Annotated in this window: 17 protein-coding genes; 10 read left to right on the top strand and 7 right to left on the bottom strand. The window is 61.3% G+C overall.

What is annotated here, in order from left to right; genetic code table 11:
• Positions 1-94 precede the first annotated feature (94 nt).
• The 4 genes from ACFOYU_RS23820 to ybaL form a co-directional block, all read right to left on the bottom strand.
• Positions 95-715, bottom strand: a complete 621-nt coding sequence (locus tag ACFOYU_RS23820) for a transcriptional regulator (RefSeq protein ID WP_377035474.1) — start codon at positions 713-715, stop codon at positions 95-97.
• A 179-nt stretch (positions 716-894) separates the two neighbouring features.
• Entirely contained in the window at positions 895-2,073 is a 1,179-nt protein-coding gene (locus ACFOYU_RS23815) for an acyl-CoA desaturase (protein ID WP_377035473.1), read from the bottom strand.
• A gap of 214 nt (positions 2,074-2,287) precedes the next feature.
• A complete protein-coding gene (locus ACFOYU_RS23810; RefSeq protein WP_226741492.1) occupies positions 2,288-2,536 on the bottom strand; it encodes a hypothetical protein in 249 nt (82 codons plus the stop codon).
• Between the two features lie 139 nt (positions 2,537-2,675).
• Positions 2,676-4,607 (bottom strand): YbaL family putative K(+) efflux transporter, encoded by a 1,932-nt coding sequence (gene ybaL, locus ACFOYU_RS23805; protein WP_377035472.1) that lies wholly within the window; start codon positions 4,605-4,607, stop codon positions 2,676-2,678.
• A 118-nt stretch (positions 4,608-4,725) separates the two neighbouring features.
• Between ybaL and ACFOYU_RS23800 the strand changes: the two genes are divergently transcribed.
• From ACFOYU_RS23800 to ACFOYU_RS23780, 5 genes are all read left to right on the top strand, one after another.
• Positions 4,726-4,968: a helix-turn-helix transcriptional regulator gene (locus ACFOYU_RS23800; RefSeq protein ID WP_226741490.1), complete on the top strand. Its 243-nt coding sequence runs from the start codon at positions 4,726-4,728 to the stop codon at positions 4,966-4,968.
• A 156-nt stretch (positions 4,969-5,124) separates the two neighbouring features.
• The gene (locus tag ACFOYU_RS23795; protein ID WP_377035471.1) at positions 5,125-5,367 is read left to right on the top strand and encodes a hypothetical protein; all 243 of its coding nucleotides are present in this window, start codon (positions 5,125-5,127) and stop codon (positions 5,365-5,367) included.
• Between the two features lie 229 nt (positions 5,368-5,596).
• Positions 5,597-6,325, top strand: coding sequence for a VWA domain-containing protein (locus ACFOYU_RS23790; protein ID WP_377035470.1), 729 nt, complete (start codon positions 5,597-5,599; stop codon positions 6,323-6,325).
• Entirely contained in the window at positions 6,325-7,035 is a 711-nt protein-coding gene (locus ACFOYU_RS23785) for a DnaJ domain-containing protein (RefSeq protein WP_377035559.1), read from the top strand. Before ACFOYU_RS23790 ends, ACFOYU_RS23785 begins: the two co-directional genes overlap by 1 nt.
• A gap of 192 nt (positions 7,036-7,227) precedes the next feature.
• Positions 7,228-7,764 (top strand): L,D-transpeptidase, encoded by a 537-nt coding sequence (locus tag ACFOYU_RS23780; protein WP_377035469.1) that lies wholly within the window; start codon positions 7,228-7,230, stop codon positions 7,762-7,764.
• A 120-nt stretch (positions 7,765-7,884) separates the two neighbouring features.
• On the opposite strand, the gene ACFOYU_RS23775 is transcribed toward ACFOYU_RS23780, so the two are convergent.
• Both ACFOYU_RS23775 and ACFOYU_RS23770 read right to left on the bottom strand, forming a co-directional pair.
• Positions 7,885-9,105 carry a multidrug effflux MFS transporter gene (locus ACFOYU_RS23775; RefSeq protein WP_377035468.1) on the bottom strand — a complete coding sequence of 407 codons (1,221 nt, stop codon included), beginning with the start codon at positions 9,103-9,105 and terminating at the stop codon, positions 7,885-7,887.
• A gap of 309 nt (positions 9,106-9,414) precedes the next feature.
• The gene (locus ACFOYU_RS23770; RefSeq protein ID WP_377035467.1) at positions 9,415-10,248 is read right to left on the bottom strand and encodes an aldo/keto reductase; all 834 of its coding nucleotides are present in this window, start codon (positions 10,246-10,248) and stop codon (positions 9,415-9,417) included.
• 130 nt (positions 10,249-10,378) lie between these two features.
• Here ACFOYU_RS23770 and ACFOYU_RS23765 point away from each other — a divergent pair, with 130 nt between their 5' ends.
• Positions 10,379-11,548, top strand: coding sequence for an MBL fold metallo-hydrolase (locus ACFOYU_RS23765; protein WP_377035466.1), 1,170 nt, complete (start codon positions 10,379-10,381; stop codon positions 11,546-11,548).
• A 39-nt stretch (positions 11,549-11,587) separates the two neighbouring features.
• Here the strand turns inward: ACFOYU_RS23765 and ACFOYU_RS23760 are convergent, their stop codons facing one another.
• Positions 11,588-12,505 carry an amidoligase family protein gene (locus ACFOYU_RS23760; protein ID WP_377035465.1) on the bottom strand — a complete coding sequence of 306 codons (918 nt, stop codon included), beginning with the start codon at positions 12,503-12,505 and terminating at the stop codon, positions 11,588-11,590.
• 615 nt (positions 12,506-13,120) lie between these two features.
• Between ACFOYU_RS23760 and ACFOYU_RS23755 the strand changes: the two genes are divergently transcribed.
• The 4 genes from ACFOYU_RS23755 (at position 13,121) to ACFOYU_RS23740 (ending at position 16,558) form a co-directional block, all read left to right on the top strand.
• The gene (locus tag ACFOYU_RS23755; protein WP_377035464.1) at positions 13,121-14,164 is read left to right on the top strand and encodes a M20/M25/M40 family metallo-hydrolase; all 1,044 of its coding nucleotides are present in this window, start codon (positions 13,121-13,123) and stop codon (positions 14,162-14,164) included.
• 154 nt (positions 14,165-14,318) lie between these two features.
• Positions 14,319-15,710 (top strand): fused MFS/spermidine synthase, encoded by a 1,392-nt coding sequence (locus ACFOYU_RS23750; protein WP_377035463.1) that lies wholly within the window; start codon positions 14,319-14,321, stop codon positions 15,708-15,710.
• 73 nt (positions 15,711-15,783) lie between these two features.
• A complete protein-coding gene (locus ACFOYU_RS23745; RefSeq protein WP_377035462.1) occupies positions 15,784-16,095 on the top strand; it encodes a hypothetical protein in 312 nt (103 codons plus the stop codon).
• A gap of 88 nt (positions 16,096-16,183) precedes the next feature.
• Complete coding sequence (locus ACFOYU_RS23740; protein WP_226741478.1) at positions 16,184-16,558, top strand: hypothetical protein; 375 nt, start codon at positions 16,184-16,186, stop codon at positions 16,556-16,558.
• Positions 16,559-17,488: the final 930 nt, after the last annotated feature.

Below are 17,488 nucleotides of genomic sequence, written 5' to 3'. Positions count from 1 at the left end.
CTATATTTCACCACTTCGGCTCCAGCCAATATTCGGTTCCTCTCGATCAGGTCTTCCCAGGAGACCGCACGATCCGGCGCAGCGGCAGCCTCGACTATTCAGGAGCAGGCTGGCGAAGGATGCCCGAAGCGACAATTTCCTGTGCATGAAGGCGAACTTTGTTCCAGAGCTGCCTTTCGCGCTGTGCGTCGGCGAGCGCCCGGTGAGCCGGGGGGCCCTGTTGATCGTCCCAGCGTTCAACCTGTGCCAGGATGTCCTGAAGGATGCCCTCGTGACGGTCAGCCGGCACTTCTACGGCCTGCAGCACGCCCAATACGGTCTCCCTTTGCACAAGGCTGGTATCCTGGAGTCGGAGGGAGTGACGAGGCAAGCCGGCCGCGCGCAGGAGCTTGCTGAGCCATTGGCCGTCCCATGAGGGAGCGCTCGCATAAAGAGCGTGCCCCGTGAGGACCGTGGTCATACGCTGGGCAACCTCTTCAAGCGGCATACCCTCTTCCATCAGTACTTGACGGGGAATTCCATGAACGGCCTCAGCCTCCGCAGACCAGTCGGTCCAGGACGAATGCGGCCTGATGAGGTGGCTCTCCTCACCGCCGCTCGCGAAAACCCAGGCGACTTCAATGGGATAGCCGTGCTTTCCCAAGGAGGACGCTTCAAAATCAAGAAAGACGATATCGGCCGGATGAGTCACAAGCGCATTCCGCTGCATCTGCATTCATAACTCTGCACATGCACAGCAGTTTCGCTTTCCGGGACGCGCAGCATTCGGCGCCGTGGCCGGAGTTCTGAAGAGCCCGCCTCCGGAATGACTGGGCTATGGTGGGAATGACGCATCCCAACCGCGGGCCTGGCTATGAAAAGGGCCGCATAATGCGGCCCTTTTCGTTCTTTCCATCAATGTCCTGCGATGGCCAACCGGGTTCCCACCGCTTCCAGGATCATCCGGTGCGCCCGCTCAACGATATCGTCCAGGGAGCGTGTTTTCGCGAACATGCTCGCGGCACGCGCCCAAACCTCCTCCCTGGTGGGAAGATGGGGCAGTTGCACCTGCACCAGAACCTCGTGCGCCTTGTTCTCCGCAGCCGACAATCTTGCCCGAAGATCTGCCAAGCTGGGGGTGGTTTCGAGAGCATGGTTCAGCTTGGTAGAGATGCTTTCGATATTGAAGGTGGCCACGAGATCACCGGCCGCCCGGTCGATCACCCTTGAGCCGAGCCTCTGCTCGTTCCTGAGCACCGCCTCTGGCGGGCTCTTGAGATCCCATACGATGCCAACCCAAGAGAGCACCTTGATGATGTAGAAGGTCGGGTCGATTTCCCACCAGCGGAATCCCTGGCGCACGCTCGCCTGGTACGCATGGTGGTTGTTGTGCCAGCCTTCGCCCATCGTAAAGAAGGCGAGGAGCCAATTGTTGCGGGAGTCGTCGCCCGTCACGTAGCGTTTCGAGCCATGCACATGAGCGAGCGAGTTGATGCAGAAGGTGGCATGATAGACGGCCACCGTGCTCCAGAAGAAACCGACCACAAGTCCCGGCCAACCGCCGACCAAGAAGGTGATCAAGGCGAGTACGGCAGCGGGCGCCAACTCGTATTTGTGAAGCCACATGAGTTCCGGGTACTTCGTAAAGTCCCCGACCTTCACGAGATCCGCCGTGTCATGCCTGCGCGAAAAGATCCAGCCCACATGGGCAAAAAGGAAGCCGTCGTGCCTGGGCGAATGTGCGTCGTGCTCCGTATCCGAAAACAGATGATGGTGCCGATGCTTGGCGGCCCACCACAGAACGCTTTTCTGGGCCGTACTCTGCGCCAAGCAGGCGAGGATGAACTGAAAGGCACGGCTTGTCGCGTACGAGCGGTGAGAGAAATAGCGGTGATAGCCAGCCGTAATCCCGAACATGCGCACCCAATAGAGCGTGATGCCGATGACCACGGCCTCCCAGGTCACACCAGTCCAGACGGCAGCGAAACAAGCCAGGTGAACGAGGATGAAGGGGATGGTCTGCGGGTAGACGATATCGTCATGGTCGTGATGATCCTCCTGCGGCCGCTGCTTGGGAGATGTCGCAGAACTCATACTGAATCCATATTGTTGGTAAGTGGTCGGCTTGGCATTAGCCGCCAGAGCCTCAATGCACGGAATCGTTTATCTCTAAACTATCGCTAGGGAAAGCTTCATTCAGTGCGGCCTAACGGCCGCCCCTGCAGTTCCTGCACAAGATATATGCCGCCGACCCAGACATGCGAGGGCTTCTCTGCCCTTATTGGGGAGCGAAGGCAGCGTCAGCGCTTCATCTCATCTCGAACAGGGCTCCGAAGTCTGATGGCTGTTCACGAGGTTTGTCGCCGAACTCTTTCGGCTGCCCGGCGAGGCGGCTGGTGAGCTGCCTAATTTCGGTATCGGTCAATGCAGGTCCGTTTTCCCGTACCATCTCCGCGAGATCTTCGGGAAGCATATCGGCCTGCTCTTGCAGGAGGAGGAGCGCAGCGCGGATCGTACTCAACTCTCGATCATCAACGAGAAGGGTGAGTGTACTCATCTGTTCCTTTCGCCCTAAGCCATCCCATCAGGCTACGAATGGGTGAGGCAGAATCAAGGCAGGCTGCGCTTTCTGGTGACCCGGATCCATTCCATGCCCCCCTGTCGGGAAAATGGCGCAACTCCGGTATTCAGCAGGATCACCGGGGGCTTTCAGAACGAGAGGATGCAGAAAGACCAGATCCCTCAGGATCCGTCTTTTCTTCCATGTCGTCTTCCGTCTTGTTTCCGGGTTCTGTTTGGGCCGTCTCGAATGCGTCGAGCGATGATCCGGAAACGCTCCGGGTGCGTGCCTCGTCCGGGGGCTCGCTGCCAGACCCAAATCGGGAGCCCAGGATCGCGGAGAGCATGCCACGCGCAATTTCCTGCTCACCCATGATCACCAAACTGGCGCCATACTTGTAGAGGTGCTCGATCTCGGCATCACTGTGAGCTCGGGCAATGATCTGCAGATCGGGGTTCGCGGCGCGGGCCGTCTGGATCAGATTGCTTGCCTCGAAGGGGCTTGGAATGGCGCTTATCAAGTAGCTGGCCTCCGCGAAATTGACCGCCTCGAGGAGGCCGGGCTGTCCGGCTTCGCCGTGTATGGCCTCGATGCCCTCCGCACGCAGACGATCCACCACCTCCTGGCGCTCCTCGATAACGAGGAAAGGAGACCCCTTCTCTCGCAGGGCCTGCCCGACGAGGCTCCCGACACGACCGTAACCCACCAAAACAGTGTGCCCGCGCAGATTTGTCCTTGGAAACTCGGTCTCCGGCACCGGCGGTGGCGCGACTGGCTCGGCGATAGGCACCTGGTGGTCCGTAGCGGACCTCGCCGGGCCACCTGCCCGTTCCCTCTCCTCGAACCTGAGGCTGATCCGGTCGGCCATATAGAAGAACAAGGGGTTGATCAGGATCGACAGGAGCGCCCCGGCCAGGATCAGATCCCGTCCTGCCTCTGGAAGAAGCCCTAGCGAGATCCCAAGCCCTGCGAGGATGAAGGAGAACTCGCCGATCTGCGCCAGGCTGGCAGAGATCGTGAGAGCAATGCTGAGCGGATGGCGAAAGGCCCTGACGATCAGGAACGCGGCAATGGATTTGCCGACGACGATGATCAGGACCGTGACCAAGACCGCCACAGGCTCGCGCAGGAGAATGCTCGGATCGAACAGCATGCCGACAGATACGAAGAACAGCACGGCAAAGGCATCGCGCAGCGGCAGCGTCTCCTGCGCGGCCTGGTGGCTGAGCTGGGACTCGGCCATGATCATTCCGGCGAAGAACGCCCCCAGAGCGAAGGAAACCCCGAACAGCTCCGCCGATCCGAAGGCCACGCCGAGCGCGGTTGCGAGTACCGACAGCCGGAACAGCTCGCGCGAGCCTGTATGCGCCACGTAGTGCAGCATCCAGGGTATCACCCTGCGCCCGACCACGAGCATGACGACCCCGAAGGCCCCGAGCTTCAGAACCGTGAAGGCCAGGGTGCCCCAAATGGTGTCCAAGTTGAGCCAATTGGCGAGGCCGCCGAGATCGACCTGCGACGTCTGCATGTCGCTGCGCCCACCCAAGAACCCGGCTATGGCAGGAAGGAGGACCAATGTGAGGACCATCGCCAGATCCTCGACGATGAGCCACCCTACTGCGATGCGGCCCTGATTACTTTTGATCAGCCGCCTCTCCTGCATGGCTCGCAGCAGCACGACGGTGCTGGCAACGGAGAGCGCCAGGCCGAACACAAGCCCTGCCCCCACGGTCCAGCCGAGGAGCAACGCGAGCCCTAGTCCCATCAATGTCGCAAGCGCGATCTGGCCCAGGGCGCCGGGAACGGCGATAGCCCTGACCGACAGCAGGTCCGCCACCGAGAAGTGGAGACCCACACCAAACATCAGCAGAATGACGCCGATCTCCGCCAGTTGCAGCGCCAGCCCCTGATCCGCCACATAGCCGGGGGTAAACGGCCCGATCAGGATGCCTGCGATGAGATAGCCGACCAGCGGCGACATGCGCAGCCGGTTGGCCACAGCCCCGAGGATGAATGCCAGACCAAGGCCGACGACAATGGTGGTGATGAGCGGCGTGTGATGCGGCATGCGCTCCCGATCGCGTGAGATGTAAGGCACTTATGGCGGCGCCTTGCGCACGGCGCCAAGCCGGTCTAATCTCAACCATAATGGGCGACCTTGGTGCGCCAATGCAAGAGCATTCTCAATGCCGCTGTTATCGCCTGAACAATGCCGAGCCGCCCGTGGTCTCCTGGACTGGACCCAAGAGGAGCTCGCCGGGAATGCAGGCGTGTCGCGCAGCACCATCCGTGACTTCGAAAACGGTCGGCATTGCCTCCATCCAGGAACGGCAGCCCAGGTCGTCGCAGCGTTGGAAAGCGGCGGAGCGCTGCTGATCCCGTCGGGAGAAGCCGGCCCTGGAGTGCGGCTCCAGAAGCCTGTCGTCTAGCAGGAACCCGCCTCGCAGGGACGAACCGCTCTCCAAACGGCAACCACAGACGCTTACCCGGATCGCGGCGGCTTGGAACCTGCCCGGGGGATTGGCCGTCTATCGAATGGGCTGGTGCCATATGGTTTGTGGTCGAGATGCCAGGGGTGTACGTGGATGAACAAGGGGTTTGGCGTGACTGTAACGGTGGCGCAGCCAGGGAGCGGAAAGTCGAAGACCGCACCTCTGGTGGTGGTAGCCAAGGACGAACGGGATGCCGAGCTCGTCGCCGAGAAGGCGGCGGGACCGAACTCGCACGCTGAAACGCTACGTGAACTTACGGATGAAGAGGTTCGGGAACATGGCCTCGACCTTCAGGCCCATGGAAGCGCAAAGGCCTTGCCAATCCTGAACCTGTGACGTCCACGAAAACACTTTAAGGAGCCTCCGGAGGCGCCGACTCCACCGCCTGGCTTTCGGATCCTTGGACGTGGAGTACCGACAGCCGCATTCGGTGTCGGCCAGGCCCCGCTGACACGATGAGCCAGGTGCAGCAGAGGCCGACCCGATGAGGAAAAGCTGCGCCGTAGCCTGGTCCGGATTTGCAATCCCTCCCCCAAAACCCACATCATAGGCCAAGGGAGGTATCATGCCCGACAAGAAGGATCTCACCCGGTCGTCCTCGATCATCGGCAGTCCGGATTCCATGATCGACTCCTTCCTGACGGAGGCGAAACGTCTCGGACCATTGGAGAGCGGCGCACCCCGGGCGCGGCTCGTCTTTGCTCTCGATGCCACGATGAGCCGGCAACCCACCTGGGATCTCGCCTGCCGTGTCCAGAGTGAGATGTTCGCAGCAGCGAGCCATGCAGGGGGCCTCTCGGTCCAATTGGTCTATTTCAGAGGTTTCGACGAGTGTCGCTCCTCCCGCTGGGTCGCAGACCCGCGCGCCCTCACCGATCTCATGACGAAGATCAGCTGCCGGGGCGGCCAGACCCAGATCGGGCGCGTGCTCCGTCACGTTCGGGCAGAAGCAGGCAAGGCCCCGTTGAAGGTGCTCGTCTATGTCGGAGATGCCATGGAAGAGCCCATCGATGATCTCTGCGCCGTCGCGGGTGAGCTCGGCCTCCTCGGCATCAAGGCATTCATGTTCCATGAGGGGCAGGATCCTGACGCAGCCCGGGCATTCAAGGAGATCGCCCGTCTGACCGGTGGAGCTTATGCGCATTTCGATGCGGGAGCGCCGCAGACCCTCTCCGCGCTTCTGCGCGCTGCTGCCGTTTACGCCACGAGCGGCGTCGAAGGATTGACCCGGCTGGCGCCGAGCAGCGAACAGGCTCGCGGTCTCCTCACCGCAATGACCGGACGCAAACCGTGATGCTGCTCTACGGCATCGCCGCCGTTGCCATTCTGCTGTTCTTCCTGAACAACTTTGCGCAGGCGAATACGGCCAGCCTCGCAAAGCTTCTCAAGGTGACCGGCGGCATCATAGCTCTTGGGGCAGCCGCGCTGCTCGGGTTCAGGGGGCGGATCGACATGGCCCTCCTCCTCGCAAGTCTTGGAGCCTGGCTCCTCGGGTGGAGCGGCCTCGGTTTCTCAGGTGCGAGCGGATCGGCACAGCCGTCGCCGGGCAATACCTCCCGGGTCCGCTCCAGTATGATTGAGATGGAACTCGATCACGATACGGGAGCCATGGACGGTTCCGTGCTCGCCGGCGTCTTCGCGGGGCAGCGGCTCGACTCGCTCGATGAAGCCAGCCTGCTGCACCTCCTGACCGAGTGCCGCGCTCAGGACGCGGACGGCGCCCGTCTCCTGGAGGCCTATCTTGACCGCAGGTTTCCAGATTGGCGCGGAAGCAGCCAGAGCGAGGAGAAGGCGCACTCGGCGGCTCAATCCTCATCCGGCGCCATGACGCACGAGGAGGCTTACCAAGTCCTGGGGCTTCAGCCGGGTGCCGGTCCCGACGAGGTCCGGCAGGCACACAGGACCCTTATGAAGAAGCTCCATCCTGATCAGGGAGGTTCGACCTATCTCGCGGCCCGAGTGAACCAGGCCAAAGAGGTCCTGCTCGGCTCCCGCAGTTCATAAGCGGAACTGCACGCCACCTGCCCTCCCTTTTGGGTCACCGGCACCATGCAGGGGACCTGTGGGTTCGACCGGCTTGGAACCTTAACCTTTGATGGTCGTCATCCTTGTGCGGCTCCTCATCGGAGACCCCGGACACCAAGCGGAGGCGGGCTGATGCGAGGATCGACCTCATCTGTCGTTTTGTTTGTCGGAATGGTTGTCCTGTCTTCCCCGGGGATTGGCGCCGAGATCGCCATTTCAGTCGATAAGACGGCCCAGCGCATGACGGTTTCCGTCGATGGAGAGGAACGGTATTCCTGGCCCGTGTCGACCGGCATGGCTGATTATGCGACGCCCACCGGCGCATTCACACCCTCACGCTTGGTGAAGCAGCACTATTCCAGGGAGTGGGACAACGCTCCCATGCCTTATTCCATCTTCTTCACCGATGCCGGGCACGCCATCCATGGAAGCCATGCCACGAGCCGCCTGGGCTCACCGGCCTCGCATGGCTGCATTCGGCTATCGCCGGGAAATGCCAGGATCCTTTTCAACCTCGTCATGGCGGAGGGACCCGACAACACTCGGATCGTCATCACCGGCGTCGATCCGATTGGAACGGCCTTACGGGGTGGATACGGAGCCGGACGCGATTACAGCCGTCTCACGAGCTTCGACCCACTCACCGATGGAATCATGGCGGGGGGTTCCGCAACTCGCCAACGGCGGGAAATCCCTGGGCGTCCATGAAGAACACGATCGAAATGCCGGCGTCTCACCTTAGACCTGAACGCAATTGCCGAGAGGCTCGAGGAGTGCCTGCCTGGAACGGCCAAGGTAATGGCGAGCCAAAATCGACGAAATCCCCGCTCAGTTTCCAGCCTCTGGCCTGTGCTGCCCTGCGACCAAGCCGAACGAGGCGATCGCCAGCAATGAGCAGGCTGTCATGATGGCGATCAGCGGCCATATGGTGGTGCTGAGTGTAGCACCAATCAAGGGAGCTACGAGCGCACCGAACCCGATCTGAAGGCTCCCTGACAAGCCGGCCGCTGCGCCCGCGACATCCGGCTTGACGCTCACGGCGCCCGCAATCCCGCTCGGGAGGACCAATCCGTTTCCCAGGCCGATGAAGAACATAGGGCCGAACAAGGCCGCCGGATGCATGAACCCGACAGCGAAAATCACGGCCATGGCTGCAACACTGGCCAGAGCCATGAACGTGCCCGCCAGAATCATCCTGTTCGGACCGACCCGGGCGGCGAACCGACCGGAGGCAAAGTTGCCCAGAATGTAACCGCTGGGGACGAGGGCGAAATAGAAGCCATATTCCGCAGCGCTCCGCCCCATCAGCTCGATCATCACGAAGGGTGCACCTGCCAGGAAGGCGAAGAACACCGCCGAGATGAAGCTGGCGGCGAGCGTGTAGCCCCAGAACAGGCGGGAGCGAAAGAGAATGAAATAACTATACAGAAGCTCGCGGCCTGCGCCCCCTGAGCCGCGGTTGTGGTTCGTCTCGGGGAGTTGCCAAGCGGCGAAGAGCAGGGCGAGACCGCCGAATGCGATCAGAAAGGCAAAGGAGGCACGCCACCCGTAAAACGTGTCGAGAAGACCGCCGATGGTCGGCGCGACCATGGGAGCGACCGCCATGCCCATGGTGACGTAGCCGATCATGCTGGCCACCTGATTCCGCCCGTAGAGATCGCGGACAATGGCGCGGCTGAGGGTGATCCCTGCGCAGCCGCCCATGGCTTGTACGACACGACCGAAGATCAAGAGGCCGACATTCTGCGCCAGGAAGCAGATGAGAGAGCCGATGATGAAGACGGTGAGGCCGATCAGCAGCACAGGACGTCGGCCGAACCGGTCCGATATCGGCCCGATGATCAACTGCCCGAGCGCCATGGCGGCAAGATAGAGCGAAAGGGTCAGCTGGATCGTGGTGAAATCGACCCCGAATGCCCGTGCCATGCCAGGCATCGAAGGAAGATACATATTGATGCCGAGCGGGCTCACCGCTGATACGGCAATTAGCAGCGCGATAAAGGAAGGCTTGGCGACTGACGGTGTCGCGATGGCGCTGATTTGGGTCATAACTTCCGGACATTCCGCAGGATGGCTTCCGCCGATGAGGAGAACGGAGCCTCTGGAGGTTCATTCCCGTCACACAACCTAGCTCGCAAACGGCGCAATGGTAGCGCAAGTTTGCGCAACCGACGCAATGCTACCATGCTTCGGCTGCAGCGGCAGGAGGGATGCGACAGCCCGAGGAGTGAAAACGGAAGGCCGGCTCAGGCTGCTTGTGCTGGCGGTGTTCCGTGGCTGGAAGCAGGGTCCTCTGCGATACCTTCGCTCCACTTGTCGCAATCTGGACCTCAGGGTGCCTCGGTTCCCATGAGCGGGTCAGATCATCTCAAGGGGACGCTTACGGTCCGGGGGCGGGAAGCTCGCGTCGATCGCCTGCAGATCCTCCAGGTCGAGCTTGATCTCCAGAGCGCGATGATTGTCCCTTACGTGGGCTAAGGTACCCGCTTTGGGAATGGCGATCACGCCCCCGCGCTGAAGCAGCCATGCAAGGGCAACTTGAAACCGGCTGGCTCCGTGCTTGTCTCCGATCGCCTGCAGCGTGCCAGACCGCGGAAGCCGGCCCTGCTCGATGGGGCTGTAGGCCATCAGCGGCATCCGGCGATCCGCCATCCATGGCAGCAGATCGAACTCCGGACCGCGTCGCGTCACGTTGTAGAGCACCTGGTTGGTGGCGCAGCGGGCGCCACCTTCGATCCGATCCAGTTCCTCCATGTCGCCTGTGTCGAAATTGCTGACGCCCCAATGCCGGATCTTGCCGGAACGGCGCAGTTCCTCGAATCCGGCAACGGTATCCTCAAGCGGAACTCCCCCGCGCCAATGCAGGAGGTAGAGATCGAGCCGGTCCGTTCCCAGCCTCTTGAGACTGCGTTCGCAGGCCCGAATGACACCGTCATGGCTTGCATTGTGCGGATAGACCTTGCTGACGAGGAAAACCCGATCGCGCCGTCCGGCGATGGCTTCGCCCACGAGCTGTTCTGCAGCCCCTTCGCCATACATCTCCGCCGTGTCGACGAGCGACATCCCGAGGTCGATACCGAGGCGCAGCGCCTCGATTTCCTCCCTCCTCCGGCTGGCATCCTCGGCCATCTGCCAAGTCCCCTGCCCGAGCACCGGAACAGCCTCACCATCCGTCAGCACGATTTCCTTCACGCTGGCTCCCCTGGTTGCGGACCGCGTATTGCGACCTGCAAAGACGCCCGGCGGGCGCAGGCCCGTCGCGATTCGTGATCAGCCGGCCCATTGTGGACGATCTCGGCACTGCCGGCAAAGACATGATGCGATGTTCGGTTTCATCGGCATTTGGTGCGCAGGAGCCTTTTGGAATATTCACGTGAACCGGCTTCCTAAGCCAAGCTGCCGCACCAGAATCCCGGTAGGAGGACAACGCGTGCTATCCCGTAGACACTTTCTCACGCTGGCTGCAGCGCTTCCGCATCTTGGCGCCACGTCGACCGCTCGCGCCAATCCGGGCAGCTTCTACTACAAGGGCCCATTGAGCGACCACTTTGATGGGCGCCGTTTCTTCAACCCTGGCGGGGATCGCCCCAGGGGCTTTGGCGACTTTCTACGCTGGCGGTTATCCGAGCGTTCCGAGCCTTGGCCGGAGGTTTACCCGAGCCCGTTCCAGGACGTTCCACCGCCCCGCGTAGGAAAGCACGATCTTCGTATCAGCTTCGTGGGACACGCTACTTTCCTGATCCAGACAGGCAACCGCAACATCCTGACGGATCCCATTTGGTCGGAGCGGGCTAGCCCGGTGCCGTTCGCCGGTCCACGACGATACAATCCACCCGGCGTCTCCTTCGACAATTTGCCTCCCATCGATGCGGTGCTCATCTCGCACAACCACTACGATCACTTGGACGTTCACACCCTTGTACGTCTCTGGGAGCGCGACCGGCCGAGAATTGTGGCTCCGCTCGGAAATGACACCATCATCCGAACACATAATCCGAGAGTTGAGGTCACGGCTCTCGATTGGGGTGAAGATATCGAGCTCGCGCCCGGCCTTCAGGTATTCGCTGAGCCTGCCCATCATTGGTCGGCACGGGCCACCAACGACCGGAACCATGCTCTCTGGGCTTCCTTTGTCCTGCGCAACGCGGGCCGCTCCATTTACTTCGCGGGCGATACAGGCTTCGGCGGCGGTCGGCACTTCCAGGAAATTGGCGAACGGCATCGGAGCCTGGACATAGCCCTTCTGCCGATTGGCGCCTATGAGCCGCGCTGGTTTATGGCACCACAGCACATGAACCCGGAAGATGCCGTTCGGGCCTTCCGCATTCTCAAGGCCAAGTATGCGCTTGGCTTCCACTGGGGAACCTTCAAGATGACGAACGAGGCGGTCGACCAACCGCCGCGGGACCTTGCCGCTGCGCTGCAGAACTTGAGCATCTCTCCTCGCCGCTTCATCGCCATGCGTCCGGGACAGGTCTGGGCAGGCTCCTAGGGCGCAGGTTTGGCTGTCTCAGACTCCGCGAGCTGGCGGTCAGCTTGCCTCGGCCTTGCCGGCTTCCCAAAGGTGGTCGGGAGTGGCCGCGAGACGTTCCACGATGAGCCAGCGCTCCCAATCAGGAAGAATGCTCCAGTTCGGGTCACTCAGGTGAGCCTGCGGCAGGCGGTAGTGAAAGGCCGGTCGCGGGTTGATCTTCTCATGGGGGAGGACCGAGCGAACGTGCTCCTCATCAAGGTAGGTGAGAAGCGGTAGGAGATCGAGAGCCCGGTCGCGGGTCGGGTTTGCTTCCAGGTAGTCCGCCGTGAAACGCGTGAGATCGGGCCAGTAATCCGGAGACAACACGCGCTGCACATAGGCCTTGGGGTACTCGGGCGGGAGGGCAAGAGTAAGCCGAACACTTCCGCGCGCTGTTTCCCGTCGAAGGCGCCTATCGACGAGGAGCAGTGCCTTCAGAAAGGCCGTTATCGTGGCCACATCGAGACGTGGCGGATCGATATTGAGGTGCAATCCAAGGGAATCCAGGAGCACGGCTCCCCGACCGCGGGCGCCGGCTTCCCTCAGAGTTTGGACGACTTCGTCCATCTCTGGAAGCTGAGTGACGGGCATGGGCGATGTGATGAGTTCGCGCGGAACGAATGGAGAGATGACAGTGCCGAGCCATGCAGCGGCATAGCGGTTCAATCTCGGACGTAGGTTGGGATGACGCTCAGGATGAATATGCCGGAGATCCATCTCGATCGACATGTCGCCCAACCGAGAGCCGCAGATTCTGAAAGCGTGGGGATCCTCTACCTCGACGGATCCGCCGAAGTTACGGGTAATGGCCCGTGCTGCGCCGCTGACGCTCGCTCCTAGGAACTCGATTTCCAGGCCCACCTGCCGCAGCTTTCCATCCGCCCGTTTCAGGATCGGGGGATTGAGCGCCTCAGGCAGAAGGGCAATGTCATGCATCGACAGGAATTTGGGAATGGCATGGCCGAATAGCAACGGTCGACGAGCAGGATGGATAGAATTTCAGTTTCTCGCGTCCTCGCAGCCACGGCTCGACCCCACTCGTTCGGTGCCTTTAGCACCGAGGCTCTTCACACCCATGTGACATCGCCGACGATGTACTTAGCCCTTGGGAAGGCTCACCATTTTCCTTGAGCCTAGGATCAAACGTGCGTTGCCTGCGCCGGGAAGGACGTATTGCCCCTCATTCTCAGTACATGCCGAATACTGACCGCAGCCATTCTCCTGCATTGTGGCCCAGTCGCGGTTCGAGCAGATGTTCGCCCTGCTTCCGGACTCGAGGACGGCCCATTTCGCCACATCCAGGCCTTGCAGGGAATCGCGGCCGCGAACGGGGACAACAGGGCTGCGGGAACTTCCGGCTACGACCTTTCGGCCCGATACGTTGCAGATCAGCTTCGCAGTGCAGGTTATACGGTCCAGCTCGAGGAATTCACATTCCCATTCTTCGAAGAGCGGTCTCCGCCAGTTCTCGCAGCCGATCTCGCCAGTCCAGGGTCTTACACGCCCCCACCGGAGGCACTGCGGACCTTGCGAAACTCCGGCTCGGGTGACGTGACGGCTCGTCTCCAGGAGGTTGCCCTGGACTTGGATGAAGGACCCGCGCGGCCGTCCACCAGCGGCTGTCGACAGGAGGACTTTGCAGGATTTGCACGGGGAAATATCGCGCTCATCCGGCGCGGAACCTGCCCATTCCAGTCCAAGGTGGAACATGCGCAAGCAGCCGGCGCGGCTGGCGTGATCATCATGAACCAAGGAACCGAGGGGCAAACCGGGGCCTTTACTGGAACATTGAGGACCCCAGCCGCAGTCCCAGTACTCGGTGTAACGACAGAGGTCGGGAGCAAGCTCGCTGTGGCCGGCCGGGAGGCAAACGGCATCGAGATCCGCTTGCGGATCGATGCAGAGGCGGGAACCCGTTCCACGCATAATGTGACGGCAGAGCGAGGTAAGACGGACGGCTCCCTCGTTGTCGTAGGGGCTCACCTCGACAGTGTATCGGAGGGTCCCGGCATGAACGACAACGCCAGTGGCTCGGCAGCCGTCTTGGAAGCAGCATTGCGGCTTGCGGGCGAGCCTGCAACGGACGTGCCGATCCGGTTCGCTTTCTGGGGCGCAGAGGAGCGCGGTCTCCTCGGCTCGCGGCACCATTTGGATACCCTTTCCGAGGAAGAGCGCCGCCGCATCGTGCTCTACATCAACCTGGACATGGTTGGCTCCCCTAATTTCGGGCGCTTCATTCAGCTCACGCAGGAGACCAATAACGCCTTCGTGGCAAGCACTGTGGGGTTTCTCACCGACTATTTCAGAGAGAACAACCTCCCCGTGGAGGAGCGGATCGGCTCTCCTCGAGGCTTCAGCTCGGATAACGCATCTTTTGCCACCAAGGGCATCCCGACGGTCAGCCTGTTCACGGGAGCGGGTGGCACGAAGGATGCCGCTCATGCTCAGCGGTTCGGCGGCACTGCGGGACAGCCTTTCGACCCTTGCTATCACAAGGCCTGCGATACGGAGCAGAACGTCGATCGACAGGTGCTGGAGCAAATCACCGATGCCCTCACGTCCGCTCTACGCCGCCTCACTCCCCTGCCGCATTAAGATCGGGTGCGCCGCGTAAGCTTGCCGATAGGCACCTCCGGCCTCGCCTTTCATTCCGCCAGCTTGCGAGCTTGGTGGGCGGGTTCTAGGCTGTCGGCCGTTCGCGCATCGTTCCGGTTTCGAAAGCCCAATGTCCAAAGGCTCATGACCACTCATGTTTTCCTCCCCGCTCTTGCTCGGTGCAGTTGCCATTGAGGGCTATGCCGTCCTCGCGGTGGAACTCCTCGCCATCCGCCAACTCACGCCATACGTGGGCAATGCGACAGACACGGTCGCCATCGTCATCGCGGCGGTCCTCCTGCCCCTCGCCTTCGGCTACGAGGCCGGAGGACGGGCCGAATTCGCTTCCGGGGACGAGGCAGGCATCCGCCGGCGGCTCACCCGCAACCTGCTCGTTGCTTCGCTTATCCTCAGCTTCGGCCTGTCGCACCCCTTTCTGGTAACCTTCTTCCAGATCCTTGATGGAATTGGGCTGACACATCGCCTTGCCCAGGCAGCAGCCCATACGTCCCTGTTCCTGGTCTACCCGATCTACCTCATGGGCCAGACCATTCCGCTGGTTGCCTATTGCTCGACCGGGGGCAGCCTGCCGCGCTCCACGGGACTGATGCTGTTCCTGTCTACCTTTGGGTCGTTTCTAGGTTCTGTGGTGTCGACCCTCGTGTTCATGACCTTCCTGGGGGTCCACATCACAGTGGCATTTACCCTTGGGCTTCTGGTGCTGCTCGCCGTTCTCATCGGCTGGCGGACGGAGAGCCGGAACAAGCTTGTTCCGGCTGCCGGCGCACTCGGCCTCTACATCGTGGCAATCAACAGCCCGGCGGTGATGCAGGCCTATGGGATCGTCAGCAACAATCTCTACAGCGAGGTGCGGGTGGTCACCAATCCTGCAGAGAACAGCCGCCTTATGGTGATCAACAACAGTCCGTCCTCCAAGGTGGCGGCCCATCCTGAACACCGCTTCGCTTACGTGAAATTCATTGAGAAGGAGGTACTCGAGAAGCTGGACCCGGCTCGGCCTCACCGCATTCTCGTGATCGGCGCTGGAGGGTTCACCATCGGCCTTGAGGATCGCGTCAACACCTACACCTATGTCGATATCGACCCCGCACTTCGAGAGGTAAGCGAAGAGCATTTTCTGCGCCGGCCTCTCACTCCCAACAAAACCTTTGTGCCCGAATCCGCCCGCGCATTTCTGCGGCGCAACAATCAGACTTACGACGTTATTGTACTCGATGCCTTCACGAACCGCTTGAACCTGCCGCCGGACCTTATCACGCGCGAAGCATTCATGGCGGTCGAACAAGCGCTTGCCCCAGGAGGCCGGGTGATCATGAACGTCATAACCTCACCCACCTTCGAGGATCGCTTCAGCCGCAGCATCGATGCAACCATTCGCAGCGTCTTTCCCTTTGTCAGCCGCCATGTCCTGCCGCAGACCCAAGTCGGCAGCGTCGCAAGTGTGCTTTACCTCGGAGGCGGGCACGAGGGTGAGCCCTATGAGATCTACACGGATAACCGGAACCGGTCGTTTCTCGATTACTGACCCAGAACGAACCGTTTCGGCGCTGATGATTCCTGCAGGAATGTATGGTTAACGGTTTGCCGATAGAGATGGGATGAAACCAGCACGAGTCGGCGGAAGTGCCCGTCAGGAAAGAAAATCAATGCTCCAGCCAGATCCTGATGAAATTATCGAGGCAACTCGCCGCGAGCGCATGAGGACCCTCCTCAACGGAATGCCGCACGCTCTCCCCGAAGCCAGTCATTCCGCCTCGGTACTAATGAAAGCCGTCGACGATCATTTGGCGGGTCATCCGGCTGTTGCCGCCTGTCCGGATCTTTACCGTTTGGCATATAGGGCTTTTGAAAATCTGTTCGCACTCCACCAAGCCCTTGGTGAGGAGAGCAACCGGACGAAGTCTCGTTAGCAGTCCCGGGTCTCGGCCTGATCAGTCGGCCGTGAACCGAACGGGTGCGCGTCTGTTAGATGATGAACGAGATCAGATGAGGTTAGAGATGGACCCGTTTGTTCCAGCCATTGAAGAACTTGCTGAGGCGCTCCTCTCCGATGAGGATCTGGACCAGAGTCTCTCCGACATTGCCGAAGAGCATGGTCTCTCTGCTCCGGCCCTGCGGAATCGGGCTATTCGCGCACTCGGACCTCTGGAGACCTACAAGCAGCGCCAGGCGGATCTGAAGAAAGAGCAGGAGCAGACGGCGATGCGACGCGATCCTGTGCTGGCGGGCGCCTCATTCGTCGCTGCTGTTTCAAGTCTGTCTCCCCGCCTCTCTTCCGAGGAGAGGCAGGCCGAGATCGAGCGACTCGCCGGCCTGTACGGAGTCGACGCCGCAGCGCATCGGGATGCGATCGAACGCCTCCGGAGGCGATAAGGGTCGCCGACATCGTCGAGGTAGAAGGCCGAGGGACTCGGAAGTCGAAAGAAAAAGCCTGACAGAGTTGTCTGTCAGGCCCCAAGTTCATCCAGAGGGAACATCGTGAAGGTCGTAATCCTAACGGCCAAGTTGGGTATCGGTTCCTTCTTCTGTCCACGTCGTCCAATATTACGGTCACGCCTCCCGAGCACATTGCCGGCCCAATGTAAGCCGCAAGCGATACCCGGTCGAGGTAATCCCTAACACTTGGCTCTTGCACCCTGTCCATGTGCTCAGGCGCACCTCAAGCAGCTTTCGGAGCAAGCATCTTCTACTCGGCACCCGCGACTTGGGAACGGGAATGTCACGGCTTGGGTCGGCACCCTCACGGATATCGATGATGTTCCAGAGGGCCTTTTCCGACTGGCCGACAACGGGAGACGGCACCGATGTTCACGACTCTCTTCGGATATCTGGGCGATGGGTTGCGGGAGATCATTCGGGAGGTCAGAGACCCCTATCGGCCGGAGCTACATTATATGCGGGGCCCTGGTCCACGATGGCACGAGGTCCACGCCGCAGACCGGAATGCAGACGAGCCGCAAGCTGTGGAACAGGCGATCTCGATCGATGAGCCAGCCTGCTCGGGCCAAGCTTAAGGCCGCAGCGTGGAGGCTGCCCTTGCGGCTGAGCGGAGTACGCCGACGCTGATCTCGGAATGTAAAATCGAAGGGGCGTGCGCCTTGCGGTGCACGCCCCTTGGTTCGTGACTATCGCATCAGCCTTCCGGCTGCGGCCGCAGCCGGCCATCGACGGCCTCCGGCCTTCCGCGTCCTGCGGTGGGGACGGCGGAGCCGCGGGTGGCGGTGACGCTCTCGCCGGTGTCGCGGATCGGCGGCTGCCCGTCGAGAAGGTTGCGGATCTCGTCCCCCGACAGGGTCTCGTACT

This window comes from Microvirga sp. GCM10011540 (genome assembly GCF_042650665.1).
Taxonomy (GTDB): Bacteria; Pseudomonadota; Alphaproteobacteria; order Rhizobiales; family Beijerinckiaceae; genus Microvirga; species Microvirga lenta.
The sequence above is the reverse complement of the archived record's forward strand: the minus strand, read 5'-3'. Positions and strand labels throughout refer to the sequence as shown.

Excerpts from the sequence above, each read along its gene's own strand:
- ACFOYU_RS23820 (WP_377035474.1), bottom strand. The coding sequence starts at position 715 with ATGCAGATGCAGCGGAATGCGCTTGTGACTCATCCGGCCGATATCGTC.
- ACFOYU_RS23815 (WP_377035473.1), bottom strand. The coding sequence starts at position 2,073 with ATGAGTTCTGCGACATCTCCCAAGCAGCGGCCGCAGGAGGATCATCAC.
- ACFOYU_RS23810 (WP_226741492.1), bottom strand. The coding sequence starts at position 2,536 with ATGAGTACACTCACCCTTCTCGTTGATGATCGAGAGTTGAGTACGATC.
- ybaL (WP_377035472.1), bottom strand. The coding sequence starts at position 4,607 with ATGCCGCATCACACGCCGCTCATCACCACCATTGTCGTCGGCCTTGGT.
- ACFOYU_RS23800 (WP_226741490.1), top strand. The coding sequence starts at position 4,726 with ATGCCGCTGTTATCGCCTGAACAATGCCGAGCCGCCCGTGGTCTCCTG.
- ACFOYU_RS23795 (WP_377035471.1), top strand. The coding sequence starts at position 5,125 with ATGAACAAGGGGTTTGGCGTGACTGTAACGGTGGCGCAGCCAGGGAGC.
- ACFOYU_RS23790 (WP_377035470.1), top strand. The coding sequence starts at position 5,597 with ATGCCCGACAAGAAGGATCTCACCCGGTCGTCCTCGATCATCGGCAGT.
- ACFOYU_RS23785 (WP_377035559.1), top strand. The coding sequence starts at position 6,325 with ATGCTGCTCTACGGCATCGCCGCCGTTGCCATTCTGCTGTTCTTCCTG.
- ACFOYU_RS23780 (WP_377035469.1), top strand. The coding sequence starts at position 7,228 with ATGGTTGTCCTGTCTTCCCCGGGGATTGGCGCCGAGATCGCCATTTCA.
- ACFOYU_RS23775 (WP_377035468.1), bottom strand. The coding sequence starts at position 9,105 with ATGACCCAAATCAGCGCCATCGCGACACCGTCAGTCGCCAAGCCTTCC.
- ACFOYU_RS23765 (WP_377035466.1), top strand. The coding sequence starts at position 10,379 with ATGTTCGGTTTCATCGGCATTTGGTGCGCAGGAGCCTTTTGGAATATT.
- ACFOYU_RS23760 (WP_377035465.1), bottom strand. The coding sequence starts at position 12,505 with ATGCATGACATTGCCCTTCTGCCTGAGGCGCTCAATCCCCCGATCCTG.
- ACFOYU_RS23750 (WP_377035463.1), top strand. The coding sequence starts at position 14,319 with ATGTTTTCCTCCCCGCTCTTGCTCGGTGCAGTTGCCATTGAGGGCTAT.
- ACFOYU_RS23745 (WP_377035462.1), top strand. The coding sequence starts at position 15,784 with ATGAAACCAGCACGAGTCGGCGGAAGTGCCCGTCAGGAAAGAAAATCA.
- ACFOYU_RS23740 (WP_226741478.1), top strand. The coding sequence starts at position 16,184 with ATGGACCCGTTTGTTCCAGCCATTGAAGAACTTGCTGAGGCGCTCCTC.